We start from the raw sequence: 19767 nt of genomic DNA on the forward strand, positions 1-19767 counted from the left end.
TGATATTAATCTCATGAACTTGTACGAATAAAAATGACTAAATGAGGTGAATCTATTGACTAAATTTGCAATAGGCATTGATTTTGGGACTCAATCAGGAAGAGCCGTTCTTGTTGAGGTTTCTTCTGGAAAAGAAGTAGCTTCCTCGGTTAAAGAATATACCCATGGAGTTATGGATGAATGGCTTCCAGATGGAATCACAAGATTAGAAGATGATTGGGCCCTGCAGCATCCTGCAGATTATTTAGAAGTTTTACAGGTTACGATACCGGAAGTTTTACAGAAAGCAGAAGTATCTGCAGACGATGTGATTGGTTTAGGCATTGACTTTACCGCATGTACAATTCTTCCGATCGACAAGCATGGGCAACCGCTTTGTATGTTAGATGAATATGCGAGCCATCCTCATAGCTATGTAAAGCTATGGAAGCACCATGCGGCCCAGGAAGAGGCCAATATTCTAAATGAAATAGCAGAAAAACGCGGAGAAAGCTTTTTAAACCGATACGGAGGAAAAATTTCATCAGAATGGATGATTCCTAAGATATGGCAAATTCTTAATGAGGCACCAGACATTTATGAACTTGCAGATCAAATTGTTGAAGCATCTGACTGGGTCATCTATCAGCTTACCGGTGAGTTAAAACGAAATAGCTGCACAGCTGGTTACAAAGCAATTTGGAATAAAAAGTTAGGCTATCCTTCTAAAGATTTTTTCAAATCATTGGACCCGCGGCTTGAAAACGTAGTAGAAGAAAAATTATCAGATAAAGTTTATTCAATAGGAAAAAAAGCTGGTGAAATTACTTTAAATATGGCAAACCTAATAGGATTAAATCCTGGAACGGCTGTTGCCATTGCAAATGTAGATGCCCATGTTTCAGTTCCAGCAGTGGGAATTACGGAACCGGGGAAATTATTGATGATAATGGGTACATCCACTTGTCATATTTTGTTAGGAGAAGAAGAAAGAGTAGTACCAGGTATTTGTGGGGTCGTTGAAGATGGGGTGCTTCCAGGATTAATGGGCTATGAAGCAGGTCAGTCATGTGTAGGGGATCATTTTGAATGGTTTACTGAAAACTGTGTTCCGGCAAGCTACCATTTAGAGGCAGAGGAAAGAGGAATCAATATCCATCAGTTGTTAACAGAAAAAGCAAATTCTTTGGCGGTTGGTGAAAGCGGTATCATTGCGCTGGATTGGTGGAATGGAAATCGATCTACACTTGTAGATGCTGATTTAACTGGATTATTGATCGGGGCAACATTATTAACCAAACCTGAAGAAATCTATCGGGCTTTAATTGAAGCAACCGCTTATGGTACTCGCATGATTGTTGAAACATTTCGTACACACGGTGTTCCGGTCAATGATATTTATGCATGCGGGGGAATTGCCGAGAAAAATTCAATGATGATGCAGATCTACGCAGATGTTTTAAAGATGGAAATTCGCATCTCGTCATCGTCCCAGACACCAGCTCTTGGCTCAGCTATGTTTGGCTCTGTGGCTGCTGGTAAGGAACAGGGAGGATATGAAACGATTTTTGATGCAGCAGCGGTCATGGGAGGAGTTAAAGATCAAACTTACGTTTCAAATAAAAAAAATGCTGACGTGTATGATCAGCTTTTTGAAGAATATCAGAAATTATACGATTACTTTGGCAGAGGGCAGAACAATATCATGAAAAGGCTAAAGAAGATTAAGAAAGATAGTCTTCAGGTGAAAGATGGGGGAGTAGTATGCTAGAAAAACTGAAGCAGGAAGTGCTTGAGGCTAATCTGCAGCTTCCAAAACATAATTTAGTAACCTTTACATGGGGAAATGTAAGCGGTATCGAACGAAATCTAGGCTTAGTAGTTATTAAACCAAGTGGTGTGCCTTATGAAAGTTTAAAGCTTGAGGATCTAGTTGTGGTTGACCTGGAAGGTAATGTTGTAGAAGGAAGCCTGCGCCCTTCTTCAGACACACCGACACATTTGGAGCTTTATAAGGAATTTACTCAAATCGGCGGGATTGTTCATACCCATTCACCATGGGCGACAACCTGGGCACAAGCCTGCAGGTCCATACCGCCACTCGGAACCACACATGCAGATTACTTTTATGGTGAAATTCCTTGTACCCGTAAGTTAACGGAAGAAGAAATTGGCCGGGCGTATGAAGTGGAAACAGGTAAAGTGATCGTTGAAAAGTTTCAAAATGATGGACTTGATCCTGCTGCAATGCCTGGTGTGCTTGTTTCAAACCACGCACCATTTTGCTGGGGAAAAAGTCCTCAACAAGCAGTGCACAACGCGGTTGTTCTAGAAGAAGTGGCCAAAATGGCTCTTCAAACATATCAGCTTAATCTGCAGCAGCAGCCAATTAATCAATACCTGCTTGATAAGCATTACCTCCGTAAGCATGGAGTTCATGCCTATTATGGTCAAAAATAGGTTTAGACTTATAACAAACTATAGAAATAACATTCTTAAAAACTTTGTAAAGAGTAAAGGAGAGTTAAAGATGCTAAAGACAAGAGAATACGAATTCTGGTTTGTAACTGGGAGTCAAATGTTATATGGAGAAGATGTTATTCAACAGGTTGAGAAAAACTCAATTGAAATCGCCAAAGCATTAGACATCCATCCATCGATCCCCTATAAAATCATTTTTAAGTCAATTGTTAAGGATGCAGACTCCATACGCAGGTTAGTTCTAGAAGCAAATGCTGATGAGAACTGTGCAGGAATTTTGACATGGATGCATACGTTCTCACCTGCTAAAATGTGGATTTCAGGTCTAGGATTACTTCAAAAGCCGATGTTACATTTTCATACACAATATAACCGTGATATTCCATGGAATGAAATAGATATGGATTTCATGAATTTAAACCAGTCCGCCCATGGTGATCGTGAATATGGATTTATTAGCAGCAGATTAAATGTAAAACGCAAGGTAGTTGCTGGGCACTGGGAAAATAATCATGTCCGCGAACGAATCGCCAGCTGGATGAAAACGGCGGTGGCATTCAATGAAGGCCGCACTTTAAAAGTCGCTAGATTTGGTGATAATATGCGCCAAGTGGCTGTTACGGAAGGTGACAAGATCGAAGCACAAATTAAGTTCGGCTGGACTGTGAATGGCTATGGAATTGGCGACCTTGTGCAAAGAATGAATGATATATCTGAAACAGAGGTAAGCCAGTTGCTGGATGAGTATTCAGAACTTTACGATATCTCACCTGAAGCACTAAAAGAAGGGGGGATCAAGGACTCTATTCGTGAACAAGCCAGAATTGAACTAGGATTAAAAGCATTCCTTCAAGATGGAAATTATTCTGCATTTTCGACTACATTTGAAGACCTTCACGGTATGAAGCAGCTCCCTGGTCTTGCTGTTCAGCGTTTAATGGCAGAAGGCTATGGTTTTGCAGGGGAAGGTGACTGGAAAACGGCTGCCCTTGTACGAATGATGAAAATCATTGCAGAAGGAAAAGGGACCTCTTTTATGGAAGATTACACGTATCACTTTGAACCTGGCAATGAACTTGTTCTGGGATCTCATATGCTTGAAGTATGTCCGAGTATCGCTGCAACCAAACCAAGAATAGAGGTTCATCCACTTGGTATTGGAGGAAAAAATCCACCTGCTCGAATGATATTTGATGGAGTCAGCGGTCATGCTGTAAACGCAACCATTGTAGATATGGGAAATCGCTTTAGAATGATTATTAATGAGGTAGACGCAATTAAACCAGCAAATGAATTGCCGAATTTACCGGTGGCCAGAGTATTGTGGAAGCCGCAGCCATCTTTAAGCGAATCGGCAGAAAATTGGATTTTGGCTGGGGGATCTCATCATACCTGCTTCTCGTTTAATGTAACAACGGAGCAATTGCAGGATTGGGCTGAGTTGACGGGGATTGAATGCCTGCTGATTAATAAGGATACAAATTCGTATAATCTAAGAAATGAATTACGCTGGAATGAAGCGCTCTATCGATAAACTCATTTAAGATTCTAGCTGTACTCTTTGTAAAATAAGCCTATTACAATGTCAGGTAATATATAAGTTAAAAATTTTAAAAATTTAGTTAATTATATTGTATTTCAAAATATAGTTATTTATAATCAACTTATACGTACAAATTAGTGTCATCTTGAGTTCATGAATCTCTGGATGTATAATTTTTATAAATACATAGAGAGATTCTTTGAATGTGACGTGCAAATATTCTCTAAAGACCCATAATAACTCTGCAATGGCTAAGAAATACAATTTTTCGAGTATCTAATAAAAGAGCTTCATTAACTTATACGTACAAATACAGGCGATATTTTATAGTTTGCTATACTTAAACTCATTTTAATTGATCAAAATGAAAACGGATACAGATAGAGGGAGTAGGATTCAAAAGAACTCAGTTCATGATTTGTTTAATAAACCTAACTAGATTAAAAGGATAGGGGTGTATACATGTCTAGTCAATTGAAGGCAAAAGTAGTGCTGGATCGGAATTATAAAATTGCACCTGTGGATAAAAGAATTTATGGATCGTTTATTGAGCACCTTGGTCGAGCAGTTTACGGAGGGATTTACGACCCTCATCATGAGCAAGCTGATGAACAGGGCTTTAGAAAAGATGTGATCCATCTAGTAAAAGAGCTGCAAGTGCCCATTATCCGTTACCCTGGCGGAAATTTTGTATCCGGTTACAACTGGGAGGATGGGGTCGGACCAGTGGGTGATCGGCCAAGACGATTAGAGCTGGCCTGGCGTACGATAGAGACAAATGAAATAGGTACAAATGAATTTGCTGATTGGGCAAATAAGGTAAATGCAGATGTAATGATGGCGGTTAACTTGGGTACAAGAGGCATCGACGCAGCCAGAAACTTGCTAGAATACACCAATCATCCTGGCGGAACATACTGGAGTGATCTTAGAAAATCGCATGGCTATGAAAAGCCGCATAAATTTAAAACTTGGTGTCTGGGGAATGAGATGGACGGACCGTGGCAAATTGGACACAAAACGGCACATGAGTATGGGCGAATAGCCAAGGAAACAGCAAAAGCTATGAGACTCGTTGACCCTGAAATAGAACTTGTAGCATGCGGCAGTTCTAATACTGGAATGGCGACATTCCCCGAATGGGAAGCCATCACATTAGATCATACCTATGAAGAAGTGGATTATATATCCCTTCATCAATATTACGGTAATTCTGAAAATGATCCAGCAAACTATTTAGCGAAAAATGTGGATATGGATCATTTTATAAAAACAGTCACTTCAACCTGCGATTATATCAAAGCCAAACACAGAAGCAAAAAAACGATGCACCTTAGCTTTGATGAATGGAATGTATGGTATCACTCGAGGGAAGCTGACAAAAAGATTGATCCTTGGACCATTTCGCCGCCACAGCTTGAAGATCATTATAATTTTGAAGATGCATTGCTGGTTGGCAGCATGTTAATCACATTTTTACTTCATGCTGATCGCGTGAAAATGGCGTGTCTAGCTCAATTAGTGAATGTGATTGCACCAATCATGACAGAGAATAATGGCCGTGCTTGGAAACAAACGATCTTTTATCCTTATATGCACACATCTTTGTATGGCAGAGGGATCTCAATAAAACCCATTTTATCTGCTCCAAAATATGACAGCAAAGACTTCACAGATGTACCGTATATAGATTGTGCAGCTGTATTTAATGAAGAAAATGAAGAACTAACGTTATTTTTGGTGAATAAGCACTTGTCAGAAACCATTAATCTGACTGCTGATATTAGAAGTTTTGAAGAATATCAGGTAGTTGAGCACTTAGTGTTAGAGAATGATCATTTGAAAGCCGCAAATACAGCAGAATCCCAAAATGTAGTACCGCATTCCAATGGTGAATCTACCAAAGAAGGCGGACAATTACAGATTATTGTACCGAAAACATCGTGGAATGTGATCCGATTAAAATAATTCATGATGTGAAACTGGGTAAATCCTAGTTTTATATAAAGTATTTCTTGTATGTTCAAAAAGGGGAGGAAAGAAGATGAAAAAGCTTTGGGTTGTAGGTATTAGTCTATTTATTTTACTGGTGCTTGCTGCGTGCTCTGGGGACAAAGAAGCTGGAGGAGATAGCGGCAACGAAAATGCTCCAGATGAAAATGCAACTGCCACAGTAGGAGATGATTTAGAAAATGCAACAGAATTAACTTTCTGGACATTCAATGAATTGCATATGCAAATTTATGAAGATGCTACTGAAAGATGGAATGAAGAGTTTCCTGACCGTCCGATTAAATTAGTGGCTGAAACGTATCCATATGATCAAATGCATAACAACTTGCTGATGGCGTTTCAATCAGGATCGGGTGCGCCAGATCTTGTTGATATCGAAGTGGGACGGTTTTCAAGCTTTTTACAAGGTGAGATTCAGCTTGAGCCAATGAATGAATATACCGAGCCGTTAAAAGATGTCATTATCGATACACGCTTTGATTTGTATGGAAAAGACGGTAAGCATTATGCTATTCCAACACATCTGGGTGCAACGGTCGTGTATTATAATCAGGAAATAATGGATGAAGCTGGTGTGGATATTGATGCAATCGAAACATGGGAAGATTATGTAGAAGCAGGGAAGACTGTTTTAGAAGTAACAGGGAAACCGATGACAACTGTTGAAACAGATGAGCATTGGAGCTTCTGGCCGCTCGTCAGCCAAAGCGGCTCAAGTTTCTTTGATGAGAACGAAGAACTTACATTAGACAATGAAAAAAATATTGAAGCTCTCCAATTCCTGCGTGATATGGTTCATGAACATAAAATTGCTGTTCCGACGCCAGGCGGTTTCCATCACTCAGAAGAGTATTATGGATTTATGAACGATGGCGGTGCAGCTTCCTTAACAATGCCACTGTGGTATATGGGAAGATTTATCGATTATATGCCAGATCTAAAAGGGAAGATGGTTATGAAACCGATGCCATTATGGCCGGGCTCTGACGCCAGAACGACTGGTATGGGAGGTACTGGTACATCCGTTACTTCTCAATCAGAAAACGTGGATCTAGCGAAAGAATTCTTAGCTTACGCGAAACTTTCTGAAGAAGGAAGCATCCAATTGTGGAAACTTTTAGGATTTGATCCAGTGCGTACAGATGTTTGGGAATCACCAGAATTACAGGAAGACAATCCATATTTCGATTATTTCGGTGATTACATCTGGGATATGTTAGGTGAAATAAAAGATCAAGTAAATGGTGTGGAATTAACAGAATTTACGACAGAGGTTATTACCGAATTACAGACAAACGTGATGCACAGTGTGATCAGAGAAGATTCTCAGACACCTGAAGAAGCGCTTAAACAAGCGGCTGACACGATTAGAGCAAAAATGGAATCTACGAAATAAAAGAACTACAAGGGCAGGGAAAACTACTGTCCTTGTAGTATTAAAATTACATGCAGGGAGGGTAACATATGCTGGAAACACCTATGGATGCCAATAAGGAAATAAAAACTCCTAAAACACCTAAACAACAGAACAAGTTTATGAAGTTTATGAATTCGAAGAAAGTAGCGCCATTTGTTTTTGTGTCTCCTTTCATCATCTCTTTCTTATTATTAACTTTATATCCAGCTATTCAAGCAGTCGTCATGAGCTTTCAGAGAGTGCTGCCTGGTGAAAGACAGTTCATTGGCTGGAGCAATTATGAACGAATTTTTAATCCGACATTTTATCGTGCTTTAGAAAATACGACTATTTATGTCATATTAACTGTTCTGGTCCTTACCGTTCTTCCCATTATTTTTGCTGTATTACTAGATTCAAAAATTGTCAGGTTCAAAACCTTATTTAGAGCTTCATTATTTATTCCGTCTTTAACATCCGTTATCGTTGCAGGTACGATCTTTCGAATGATGTTTGGTGAATCAGATGCAGCTGTTGCCAACCAAGTCCTTGGTTTCTTAGGATTAGAGGCGGTTGATTGGAGATATAATTCATGGTCTGCGATGTTCCTAATGGTGATTTTATGTTCTTGGCGCTGGATGGGTGTGAATATTCTATATTTCTTAGCTGCACTTCAGAATGTACCAAAGGAGCTATATGAAGCAGCAGAAATTGATGGTGCAAATGTATTTCAGAAGTTCTATTATGTAACACTGCCATTCTTGAAACCTATTACTATTTTTGTCGTCACAATTAGTATTATTAATGGGTTCCGGATGTTTGAGGAAAGCTTTGTATTCTGGGAAACGAGTTCACCAGGCAATATTGGAACAACAGTTGTCGGCTATATTTATCAGCAGGGCATCCAAATGAATGATATGGGATTTAGCGCTGCCATTGGCGTTGTTTTGATGCTCATTATTTTTGTTGTGAGTTTTGTTCAGCTGCTGATAACAGGTGCATTTAAAAGAGGTGACGAGTAATGATAAAAAATTACAAAACAGCAACCGTGATCGGAACGATTTTTTTCGCGATTATATCTTTTATAGCCCTATTTCCCATTTTAGGGCTAATCATCTCATCCTTCAGGCCTTCATCTGACTTAATGAGAAATGGGATGAGCTTAACGTTTAATTTGGGCGAATTGAATATTGATAACTATATCTATATTTTTACTGAAGCTGGTGAGTATTGGCAATGGTATGGGAATAGTTTAATCATTTCAACACTAACCATATTTTTGTCTTTGTTTTTTTCTTCAATGGTTGGATATGCATTAGCCATGTATGATTTTAAAGGGCGAAATTTTATTTTTATACTTGTACTATTTATCATCATGGTGCCGTTTGAGATATTAATGCTGCCGCTTTACGACTTAATGATCGATCTGAATTTAATTGACAGCTACTTCTCCGTGATGCTGCCGTTAATTGTAGCACCAATTGCTGTATTTTTCTTTAGACAATATGCTTTAGGACTGCCAAAAGCACTAATGGATGCGGCAAGAATTGATGGTGCGACCGAGTATGGAATTTACTATAGAATTATGATGCCATTAATGCTTCCTTCTTTTGCCGCAATGGCCATTTTACAAGGATTAAACAGCTGGAACAACTTCTTATGGCCTTTATTAGTTCTAAGATCAAATGATATGTTTACGCTGCCAATTGGGTTAGCTACTTTATTAACACCATATGGAAACAATTATGACGTGTTAATTGCCGGATCCGTTATGACAATTATTCCGATTGTTATATTGTTTCTATTTTTCCAGCGCTATTTTGTATCGGGGCTGACAGTTGGCGGCGTCAAAGGATAATTTAGCAGTAAAGAATCCTTCAAAAGGAGGTAACAAACCATGAATGGCAATGAAATCGTTTCGTCACTCGACAAGTTGTTTGGCTGGATTACACGTGCAGTTGTCCTAAATCTATTATGGATTTTTTACACATTAAAGGGACTAATCATTGGCGGAATGTTTCCAGCAACCGCTGCTGCATTAGGGGTGACTCGGAAATGGGTCATGGGTGATGTGGATATTTCCATTAGAAAAACGTTTAAGGACAAGTATAAACAGGAGTTTGTAAATGCCAACATAATGGGCTGGGTGCTTACTTTCATTGGAGGGATTCTTTATTATAATTATCAATTATTATTGAATACAAAAGAAGAGGTTTGGATCATAGTGCCGTTTTCTTTTTATATACTTGTGTTTTTTTTCGCCATAATCGCTGTTTGGAGTTTTCCATTACTGAGTCATTTTCATAATAACTGGTTTGAATATATGAAAATAGCGTTTATTATCGGCCTGACAAAGATTCATTATACGTTAGCGATTGGACTATCCATATTTGCTTCCGTTTATTTATCTTTAAGCTTTCCGGGGGTAATACCGTTTTTCTCCTTCAGTGTACCTTCGCTAATCTCCATTTGGCTGGCACTGCAGGTTTTTAAGAAAATGTCTGATGAACCATTTCATAAAGAAACAGAGCAAGTTAACTAATTGGGCAGAAGAGGAGATGATCACTTGCTTAAGGTAGGTAAATTAGAAAATGTAGAGATTCAAACAGCTGTCGGACAGCAGCCAGAGCTCCCCGGCAAAATAGAAGTGGAATTGAACAACGGGATCAATGTGCTAGTAGATGTGATTTGGGAGGAAACGGATGAAGACGCAGTCAATCAAGCAGGCTATTTTGAGATAAAAGGAAAAATTGAGTTTAAACAATACCCCAATCCATTAATTGAACAAAGAGCAGATCCGTATATTGTTCGGCACACTGATGGCTATTATTATTTTACCGGTTCATATCCGTTATACGACAGAATTGTTTTACGGAGAGCAAAAACAATTGAAGGTTTACAAACGGCTGAAGAAGTTGTGGTTTGGGAAGCACATGAAACGGGCGTCATGTCTGAGCATATTTGGGCACCTGAATTACACTACATAGACGGAAAATGGTATATCCATTTTGCAGCAGGAGAAAAGGAAGATGTCTGGGGAATTCGCCCATATGTGATCGAAACTGCGGAAAACAATCCATTAGAAGGAACATGGACCGAAAAAGGGCAAGTGAACACGAATTTTCAAAGCTTTTCTTTAGATGCAACAACATTTGAACACGGAGGCAAGAGGTTTTTGGTTTGGGCTCAAAAGGTTGAGAATGATACTATTTCTAATCTTTATATCGCAGAAATGGAAAATCCATGGAGAATTAAGGGAGAACAAGTACTGTTATCAACACCTGAATTGGAATGGGAGCAGATTGGGTTTCACGTAAACGAAGGGGCGGCAATGATTAAACGGAATGGAAAAGTGTTTATTGCTTATTCTGCCAGTGAAACGAATCATCATTATGCAATGGGGCTGCTTTCAGCAGATGAAGACAGTGATTTATTAGACCCAAAATCCTGGATGAAAACGGATGAACCGGTATTTTCCTCGAGTGAAATTACAAGTGAATACGGTCCTGGCCATAATAGTTTTACGGTTGCCGAAGATGGAAAGACAGATTTGCTCGTCTATCATGCTCGTCCCTATAAAGAAATCGCAGGAAATCCTCTCTATGACCATAACCGTCACGCCCGAGTACAGCAGTTGTTATGGAAGACCGATGGAACTCCTTATTTTGGGATTCCCGGCCAGACATTCGATGAACGAATAATAGAAGTAACGGCGAGGATTACCGTCAAGGATAACAGCTGAAGATGTTGAATTCGTTATTTAAGTTCACAGGACGAAAAAAGCCTTTATTTCAAATGAAGAAACGATTGAAAGGAGCATTGTAATGGAAGACTTATATCAATTGGCAGACGAAGTCAGTTCGACTAGGATCAGTCTGCCTCATATTGAACTAAGTAATCATGCTTTGAATTTAGTGCCTTCGTTTTTAACAGCAAAAAAATGGAGAAATATTACCTTAGTTTGTGATGAACAGACATGGAAGGCAGCTGGAAATCAGTTAGCTGATCTTTTGTCTCCCGAGGGTTTTGAAATAAATATAGTAAAACTAAAACCTAACAAACACAACCAAGTGATTGCAGATGAAAGCGCTATAGTTCAACTGCTTCTGCAATCATCTGATAAAACGGACATCATGTTAGCTGTTGGAGCTGGTACCATTCATGATATTGTTCGCTTTGTCAGCTGTAAAATGCAAAAATCGTTTATATCTGTCCCAACCGCTGCTTCTGTGGATGGCTTTACTTCAAAAGGAGCCCCGCTCATCATAGATGGATTTAAGCAAACCATACAATCAATATCTCCCATTGCCATTTTTGCAGATATAGAGATCATTAAAAGAGCGCCACGTGAATTGACTGCTGCAGGACTTGGCGATATGTTAGGAAAATATACTTCTTTACTTGATTGGCAAATATCCAATCTAATAGGGAATGAGCCTTATCAGCCTTTGGCAGCAAAAATAGTGCGTAACTCACTAGAGCGGTGTATTTACAATGTAGATGGCATCGCTCATCACGATGATGACGCTATAAAAGGTTTAATGACAGCTTTAATTGATTCAGGAATCGTCATGTTCATACTGGATCACTCAAGACCAGCATCAGGCGGTGAGCATCATTTATCTCATTATTGGGAGATGGAGCTTTTAAAAGAAGATAAGAAACAAATCCTGCATGGAGCAAAAGTGGGCGTTGCCACAGCCGTTCTGATTGAATTATACAAGGAATGCGCTGCGAATTTAAATATTGATCACATTTCGGGAAGCGATGACGAAAAGCAAGCATTAAAGAAACATTGGGAAGACATAAAAAATGCAATCTATCATCTTCCTAATCCAGAATATGTGAAAGATCTGCTGAAAGCTGCTGGCGGTCCTTCTGTTCCGTTAGATATTGGAATCTCTAATGAATTAGTAGAAAGAAGTTTGAATGAGGCATACCAATTAAGAGATCGATGTACATTTTTAAAGCTGATCAATAGACAAACAAACTCACATATAAAATACCCGATAAAAATGAATGTAGTATAAGATTCGTTGCTGCTATATTCTTGTATAATTTAATTTTAATTAGGAATAACTAAGTTAGGCTCTAACACGAATGTGTTAGGGTCTTTTACACTTTCAAAAAGGATGAGAGAGACGAAACCATTGTCTTCACCTTTTAAGCTTGTCAGTTGATCTGTTTTCTTTTGAGCTTTTTTTGATAAGTGTCTTTACACCTGTCTATTCTGATGTATAATGTAATAGGATTGATTGATAAAAATCGGGGTGATGAAATGAAATCAAGAGAATTAAAGTGGGCTTTAGCGATCCTTGTCATTGTTTTATTAGGCTATTTCCTTCCTTATACAGTACTGACAAATGTGCAAGCATGGTATGGAAGTTTCTTGTTATGGACGGTTTTGGCCGTGATCATTATTGTGATCAATTATTTTTTATCAAAGAATTGGGGTGAATAGGCATGAGTACGAATTTAGTTTGGTGGACCATTGGCATTTATATTATTATTTCTCTTATTATTGCGTATTTATCACGAAGCGGAAAACAAGTCAATATGACCAGTTATTTTTTAGGAGATCGCAAGCTAAACGGCTTTGTTTCTGCGTTAAGTTATAGCGCGACAACCTATAGTGCTTTTATGCTTGTTGGTTTGGCAGGTCTTACATATACAGGCGGTGTAGGGGCTTATGGGTTTGAAATCATTTATTTTATGGGTGTTTCACTAGTTGCCTTTTTTGGTCCGAGATTTTGGCTTGTCGGGAAAAAATATGGCTATGTGACGCCATCCGAAATGCTCGGGGATCGTTACAATAGTAAAAAAGTCGCTTTTGTCGTCTCATTGTTTAGCTGTTTATTTTTAATTCCTTATAGTGCAGTCCAACTGGCCGGGGTAGGGTATTTATTGCAGGGAATGACCAATAATGCGATCCCTTTTACAACGGGTGTGATCATCGCAACCGTGCTGGCAGTGGTATTTTCCTATATTGCAGGTATTCGTTCTGTTGCATGGACAGATTCACTGCAGGCGTTAATGATGATTATTACATCAACGATTGTCGTGCTGCTCATTATTCGCGGATTAGGTGGAGTAGGAGAATTCTTTGATACGTTAAAAACGAATGAACCGCAGGCATTATCGGTTCCAGGGAATGGCTACTTCAGCTTTTTAACGTTTCTGGGATTGACGGTGCCATGGTTTTTCTTCAGTCTTTCCAACCCGCAAGTCAGCCAACGATTATTTATGCCGGCTTCGTTAAAGAGCTTACGCACGATGCTAATGGGATTTTTAATCTTTGGATTTATTTACACAATCGTTTCGGTTGTATGGGGATTTTCAGCATCTGTCATGTTTCCGGATTTGGAAAATGCCGATCTTGCAACACCAAGAATATTGTCATCTGAATTAGTTCCGCCTATTTTAGGTGCAATTGTTATGGTTGGTATTATGGCCGCGGCGATCTCAACCATTGATTCCATCCTATTGACTTTATCTTCGTTGTTTGCCAGAGATGTTTATGGAAATATTAAGAAAGACAGTGATGATCGCAAGCAGCTTTTAGTAGGGAAAATTGTCATTCCGGTGATTGCGATCTTAGCCTATTTGTTCGCACAATCCAATGTCAGTTTGATTGCAGTCTTATCCGTCGCATCGTCTGCAGGGCTGCTTGTTGCGGTACCAGGGATCATCGGTGCATTCTTCTGGAAAAGAGGAACAGCTGCCGGGGTCATTACGAGTGTTACCGTAAGTGGTGTGGTCGTCATTGTGCTTGAACTCTTGAAATTCAAGCCATTCGGGCTTGCCTCCGGTTTATGGGGAATCACACTTTCTACGGTCCTTTATATCGTGGTTAGCTTAATGACCAAAGCCCCAGTAGAAAAAGCCAATGAGTTTCTAACATACTTAAAAACAGAATTGAAACGCAATAAAATTGTGTAGAATGTTCTGATGAATAACAGCTAAGCCGCTTATGCAAAATGGGCGGCTTTTTTTATTTTTGTTTTGATTATTGACTTAAAAACAAATTGCATTCATTCAGCAAAGTTTAAATGGATCACCTTCCATTTTCTCATTTTCCAAAAACTTGCTATTATAATCAAAAAGTATAAAAAATTAAAGCACGTAAAATTAGCTAGGCTCCAGATATAACCGAAAATAAGAATCATGTTATCTACTTAAAGAACCTTTAACAACCTATGAATTTGATCGTGTTGATCTAACATCCTTCTTCACAAATATCTTGGAAAGATAGATAAATAAAGGTAAAATTTAACCTATAAAAAGGGTTCGAAAGGAGGATGTATGATGAATGCCTTAAGCAAAAAGCTGGTTGTGATTTCGTTTGATTGCCTCGCTGCTGAAGATTTCAGTCAATTTTCAGCTCTGCCTAATTTTCAGCGGATTTTAAAGAGTGCTTCATATGCCGAGCATGTAGAATCGATTTATCCGTCGGTCACCTATCCTTGTCATACATCGATTGTCACTGGAAATTATCCAAATCGGCACGGTATTATGAATAATACGCTGCTGCAGCCTGGCTGGATTTCACCTGATTGGCATTGGTATCGAAAAGATATCAAAGGTACAACGCTTTATGATGAAGCGTACAAAGCAGGTTTAACGACTGCGGCGCTATTATGGCCGGTGACTGGCAGAGCGAAGCATATTCAGTACAATTTACCGGAGATTTTTCCGAACCGCCCGTGGCAAAATCAAGTGCTTGTCTCGCTCTTTAGCGGCAGTCCTATGTATCAGCTGGAATTAAATAGACGATTTGGATCTATTCGAAATGGATTAAATCAGCCGCAACTAGATGATTTTGTCCTGGAATCAGCCGTTTTTACATTAAAAGAAAAGCAGCCAGATATCATGCTCGTTCACTTTACAGATTTAGATACGCAGAGGCATGTTCATGGCGTACACTCGGAGGATGCAGCCTCTGCCATTGAACGTCATGACAAAAGACTTGGTGCTCTATTAGATGCGATCAGCGAATGCAGATCTGAAGAGGAAACGACTGTTGTATTGCTCGGGGACCATAGTGCGATTGATGTAAATAGAAAAATACATCTAAATGTGCTACTTCGTGAACATAATTTAATAGAAGTTGACAGCAAAGGGAAAGTAGTCAATTGGAAAGCCTATTGTCACAGCTGTGATGGGTCTGCGTATATTTATTTAAAGGATGTTCATGATCATGAAACAGCACGATTGGTGAAAAAGATCGTAGATGAACAGCAGCTGGAAGGCATTGAGTTTATTTTAACAGGAGCGGAGGCTGGAGAAAGAGGAGCAGACCCTCGCTGCGCCTTTATGCTGGAAGCGAAAAAGGGATATTATTTTGCTGAGAGCATTCATGGCCGTTACATAGAAGAAGTCACCACAGAAAATCTCAATGATCATCCAAAGAATATGCTGGCATGCCATGGTTTTTCACCGACTAAACCAAACTACACCACCTTTTTTCTTGCAGCAGGAAAGGGAATATCACCCAATCAGAAAATTCCCTATATGCGTCTTGTAGACATTGGCCCCACACTGGCACGCTTGCTTGGATTGGATTTAGTTGAAACCGATGGCGTTGTATTGGAGGATTTTTTAGAGATTTAGAAAATAATTTTGGCAGAAAAATAGAATTCAAGAAACCTTTTCAGCAGATAGCCGTATATAAATAAGAAGAAATATAGAAAAGGTGAGTATATTGTCAAACGAAATACATAATCCAACCACTACACTTCCAGCGAACGCAAAGAAAGTGTGGAGAATTACTGGTCTGATTGAAGATGCGATTGGACTTGTGGTTATAGCCGTATTACTATTTTTAGATCATTATTTTCAGTGGGTGGAATGGCTCGGCTGGATCTTTATTGGTTTAGCTGTCCTTTCCATCCCATCCATCATCTGGACATTTGTGCGCCCGCATCTGTTATATAAGGCGTGGCGCTATAATGCGGACGAAGAGTTTCTTCATTTAAAATTTGGCACCATTACCGAAAAGCATGAGCTGATTCCGATGACGAAGATCCAGGCTGTAACAACCAATAAGGGACCCATCCTGAAAAAATACGGACTGATGAGCATCTCAGTTGAAACGATGGGCTCTTCTCATACTATTCCATGTTTGCAGGAAGATGTGGCATTAGCATTAAGAGATGAAATTGCGCAGTACGCCAAGCTAAAGGAAGTGGAATAATGTCTGCGAAAAGATATCATCCACTGATCATGATTTTGGAGGTTTTGGGTCTTGTAAAGAGCTTTGGCTTTATCGCTCTGTATTTATTTGTTATCCAATTTGGCTCAGATTCTAGCTTTGTTTTTTATGGAAGAATTGTTTTTCTATGCGTTTTGGCATTTAGTATTGTGACGATCTTTTTAAAATGGCAGACAGATCGGTATGAAGTTGAGGATGAGACTTTTCATCTCTATTCTGGTATTTTCACAAAATCGAAACAAACGATTCCTTTTTCACGCATACAAAACGTTAATCGCCGCACGACCTTTATTCATAAGCTTTTTAAAATGACTTCTCTGCAGTTTGAAACAAGCATGTCAGGGGATGACGCATCGATTGAGTTTAAAATGATCACCAAGTCAGAAGCTGAACTGCTTGAAGATATGGTGAAAAAACGGCCAGCTGTTTCGAACGAAGTCGAGGAAACAGAAGGTTTGGAAGAAGTGCCTGAAGCCAAAGCCGTGGACAATCGAATTATTCACTTTACACCAACTAGAAAAGATCTGATCCGTGCATCGTTTACGTCTTTAAGCTTTCTTTTACTCATCCCGGTGGTAGGTTCATTGTTATCTAACTTTAATGAGGTGTTTTCGATTGAAGAAGAAGCACAAGGACTGCTTTCTGCTCTGCCGCAAACATGGTGGTTCTATGCCTTAGCAGCTGCCATCATTATCATTGCATCCGTTCTCTTTGGCGTTGTCAGGACATTTTTAAAATACGGGAATTATGTTATTGCTTCTGATGAAGAGAGGATCTATATTACAAAGGGAGTCCTGGATGAAACGGCTTTCTCAATATCCAAAAGCCGGGTCCAGGCAATTGAAATGATCCAAACACCATTAAAAAGAATACTAGGCTTGGCAGAAGTAAAGCTAACGAGTGCGGGTGGTGTGGGAATCGGTGAGGAGAATTTAGAAATAAATTCTTTATATCCATTTCTTCCTGTTCAGCGTGCCAATGAGATTATTGAAGAATTACTGCCAGCCTACAGTGTGACAAAAAATATGAAGAAGCTGCCAAGAAAATCATTTTGGATTCGACTCCTGCGGCCAAGCTGGATATGGATCATTGCCACAATCGCACTCTTTATTTTCAAGCCAGAGCCATTCGACATGGACTTTGCGTGGTGGCTGATATCCATCCTATTATTAGTGATCATTGCAGGATTACGGGTTTTGGATTATTTAAATAGTCAATATGTGATTAATGATCATTTTATTCAAATGAAATCAGGGAGTTTGAGTACAACCTTGTTTGTAACAAAGCGTGATAAAATCATTGAGATTAACGTAACAAGAGGATTTTTGCAAAAGAAATTTGGTCTGGCTACAATCGGCACCGTCAATCGCTCAAAGCCGGTACATCATTCTGGAATTGACGATATTCCAGATGAATTAGCCGCACGGTTTATGAATTGGTATCGAGAAAGAAGACAAGAGATTACGATTAAATAAATGGAAGTGGCTGGGACACGAACAATCACAATATTAGTTAACCTATTTTAAAATGTTCCGTTCCATTGCGCTGCAGAAACTCGCTTTCCGCGGGGAGGAAGCTGAGCCTCCTCGTCGCTGCCGCTCCTGCGGGTTCTCACCCTTTCCTCTACAGCCCGCAGGAGTCGAGTTTCCTCCGCTTCATTTCACTCGTGTTTAAAATAAAATGCTATATTTACAAAATAAAAACCGAATGATTAGAATAGTTTTTATCTTATCATCCGGTTCCATGTTTTTGTTCCTAACAGTTGCCGTTGCCTTCCTTCCAGCCTTTCTTTTGCATAATTATCGCTGCAATGGCGATTAGTAAGACAAACAGGAGGCTTACATACAGTCCTGGCCTTATGCTTTTTTCCAGCAATGTTCCGCTCACCGCTAATAAAATGAGCAGAATACCCATCCACGATAACAATTTTCCCCAAATTTTCAGCTCCAGATTTTTAAATGCAGAAATAATAATAAAAGCCCAGTTAAAAAGAATTAAAATTCCTGCTGCGGTTGTAATGTATTCGTATATTTTCCCAGGGAGCAATAGTGCAGTAATAATGGAAGCCGTGAGACCAATCGTAGCCAATCCAAGAGAAGGAAGAGGCAGGTCCTTCATTTTCTTTATCTTCTTCGAAAAGAAAGCTGGTGCATCTCCGCCTTGAGCCATTGTTACAAGCAGGGAAGTGACGCCAAAAAGCGAGGCAGTCATGGTTGAAAATCCTGCAATAATAATGGCAGCATTAAACACATGAGGGAAGAAGGCCAAATCGTAATCTTTTAAAGCAGTAACAAATGGACTTTCCTTTTCATGAAAATCACCATGAGCTGCCATATATACAGCAAGTCCTAATGAAATAACATAAATGATGACAAGCAATAAAAGCATAATAATGCCGGCTTTTGGGGCATCCTCTTTTTTCTTTAATCTCATAGCCATTAAGCCGATGACTTCAATCCCGCCATAGGCATAAAATGCGTAAATTAACGAAGTCCAAAAGCCTTTATAGCCTTCAGGAAACAGTTCACCCATACCATTTGGGAAACCAGGGTGTTTCACATCTCCGCCAATCCAGCCAAAAAGCGCTGCAAAGGCGATAATGATAAACATGATGATGGCGGCTGTTTTAATGATCGCAAAGAGATTTTCAGCTTTATCAAAACCTTTGTTTCCTGTTAGTACAACAATAATAGATAAACATGCATAACCAATGGCAAATAGCCAAAGCGGCACATTTGGAAACCAGAAGCGCGAAAGAATAGATAATGCGGTTAACTGGCTTCCCATAATTAAAATATTTGAACTCCAGTAGTTCCAGCCGCAGCTAAATCCAGCCCAGCGGCCATATGCTTGATCGGCATAATAACAAAAAGAGCCGTCATGCGGATCTTTTGCCGTCATTTTTGCTAATAAGTTATATACGATGTATGTACCAAAAGCCGCTAATATAAATGAAAAAACAATAGAAGGGCCGGTAATCTTAATACCAATGGCTGAACCGAGAAAAAATCCTGTGCCAATCGTACAGCCTACTCCAATGAGAGAAAGCTGCCACCAGCTCAAATCGCCTTTTTCACTGCTTTTTCCACTGCTTCCACTGCCAGGAACAAAAAAATCCATAGGTATCACTCCTCATCTCACCGT

General features: G+C 39.4%; 16 protein-coding genes. 15 read left to right on the forward strand and 1 reads right to left on the reverse strand.

The genetic code is table 11. The features are described 5' to 3' along the window. Positions 1-55: 55 nt before the first annotated feature. The 15 genes from araB to J1899_RS10975 all read left to right on the forward strand — a co-directional run bounded on the left by araB (position 56) and on the right by J1899_RS10975 (position 18098). On the forward strand, positions 56-1750 hold the full coding sequence (araB, locus tag J1899_RS10905) for a ribulokinase (protein ID WP_214478651.1): 1695 nt from the start codon (positions 56-58) through the stop codon (positions 1748-1750). After that, positions 1744-2439 carry an L-ribulose-5-phosphate 4-epimerase gene (araD, locus tag J1899_RS10910; protein ID WP_214478652.1) on the forward strand — a complete coding sequence of 232 codons (696 nt, stop codon included), beginning with the start codon at positions 1744-1746 and terminating at the stop codon, positions 2437-2439. Before araB ends, araD begins: the two co-directional genes overlap by 7 nt. A gap of 70 nt (positions 2440-2509) precedes the next feature. Beyond that, positions 2510-3994 (forward strand): L-arabinose isomerase, encoded by a 1485-nt coding sequence (gene araA / locus J1899_RS10915; RefSeq protein ID WP_214478653.1) that lies wholly within the window; start codon positions 2510-2512, stop codon positions 3992-3994. Between the two features lie 471 nt (positions 3995-4465). Then, complete coding sequence (gene arfA, locus J1899_RS10920) at positions 4466-5971, forward strand: arabinosylfuranosidase ArfA (protein ID WP_214478654.1); 1506 nt, start codon at positions 4466-4468, stop codon at positions 5969-5971. Positions 5972-6047: 76 nt separating this feature from the next. Next, on the forward strand, positions 6048-7412 hold the full coding sequence (locus tag J1899_RS10925) for an ABC transporter substrate-binding protein (RefSeq protein WP_214478655.1): 1365 nt from the start codon (positions 6048-6050) through the stop codon (positions 7410-7412). 68 nt (positions 7413-7480) lie between these two features. Then, positions 7481-8434, forward strand: coding sequence for a carbohydrate ABC transporter permease (locus J1899_RS10930; RefSeq protein WP_246586640.1), 954 nt, complete (start codon positions 7481-7483; stop codon positions 8432-8434). Then, entirely contained in the window at positions 8434-9270 is an 837-nt protein-coding gene (locus tag J1899_RS10935; protein ID WP_214478656.1) for a carbohydrate ABC transporter permease, read from the forward strand. The genes J1899_RS10930 and J1899_RS10935 overlap by 1 nt, the downstream gene beginning before the upstream one ends. 39 nt (positions 9271-9309) lie before the next feature. Then, positions 9310-9954 (forward strand): YesL family protein, encoded by a 645-nt coding sequence (locus J1899_RS10940; protein WP_214478657.1) that lies wholly within the window; start codon positions 9310-9312, stop codon positions 9952-9954. A gap of 24 nt (positions 9955-9978) precedes the next feature. After that, entirely contained in the window at positions 9979-11154 is a 1176-nt protein-coding gene (locus J1899_RS10945; protein ID WP_214478658.1) for a family 43 glycosylhydrolase, read from the forward strand. A gap of 82 nt (positions 11155-11236) precedes the next feature. After that, the gene (locus J1899_RS10950; protein ID WP_214478659.1) at positions 11237-12442 is read left to right on the forward strand and encodes a sn-glycerol-1-phosphate dehydrogenase; all 1206 of its coding nucleotides are present in this window, start codon (positions 11237-11239) and stop codon (positions 12440-12442) included. 248 nt (positions 12443-12690) lie between these two features. Then, positions 12691-12873, forward strand: coding sequence for a hypothetical protein (locus tag J1899_RS10955; protein ID WP_080846200.1), 183 nt, complete (start codon positions 12691-12693; stop codon positions 12871-12873). A 2-nt stretch (positions 12874-12875) separates the two neighbouring features. Next, a complete protein-coding gene (locus J1899_RS10960; protein WP_214478660.1) occupies positions 12876-14351 on the forward strand; it encodes a sodium:solute symporter family protein in 1476 nt (491 codons plus the stop codon). A gap of 363 nt (positions 14352-14714) precedes the next feature. After that, the gene (locus J1899_RS10965; protein WP_214478661.1) at positions 14715-16022 is read left to right on the forward strand and encodes an alkaline phosphatase family protein; all 1308 of its coding nucleotides are present in this window, start codon (positions 14715-14717) and stop codon (positions 16020-16022) included. 91 nt (positions 16023-16113) lie between these two features. Then, a complete protein-coding gene (locus tag J1899_RS10970; RefSeq protein ID WP_214478662.1) occupies positions 16114-16605 on the forward strand; it encodes a PH domain-containing protein in 492 nt (163 codons plus the stop codon). After that, entirely contained in the window at positions 16605-18098 is a 1494-nt protein-coding gene (locus J1899_RS10975; protein WP_214478663.1) for a PH domain-containing protein, read from the forward strand. Before J1899_RS10970 ends, J1899_RS10975 begins: the two co-directional genes overlap by 1 nt. A gap of 280 nt (positions 18099-18378) precedes the next feature. Here the strand turns inward: J1899_RS10975 and J1899_RS10980 are convergent, their stop codons facing one another. Next, positions 18379-19743: an amino acid permease gene (locus J1899_RS10980; protein WP_214478664.1), complete on the reverse strand. Its 1365-nt coding sequence runs from the start codon at positions 19741-19743 to the stop codon at positions 18379-18381. Positions 19744-19767: the final 24 nt, after the last annotated feature.

It is taken from the genome of Cytobacillus gottheilii, from assembly GCF_018582665.1.
Taxonomy (GTDB): domain Bacteria; phylum Bacillota; class Bacilli; order Bacillales; family Cytobacillaceae; genus Cytobacillus; species Cytobacillus gottheilii.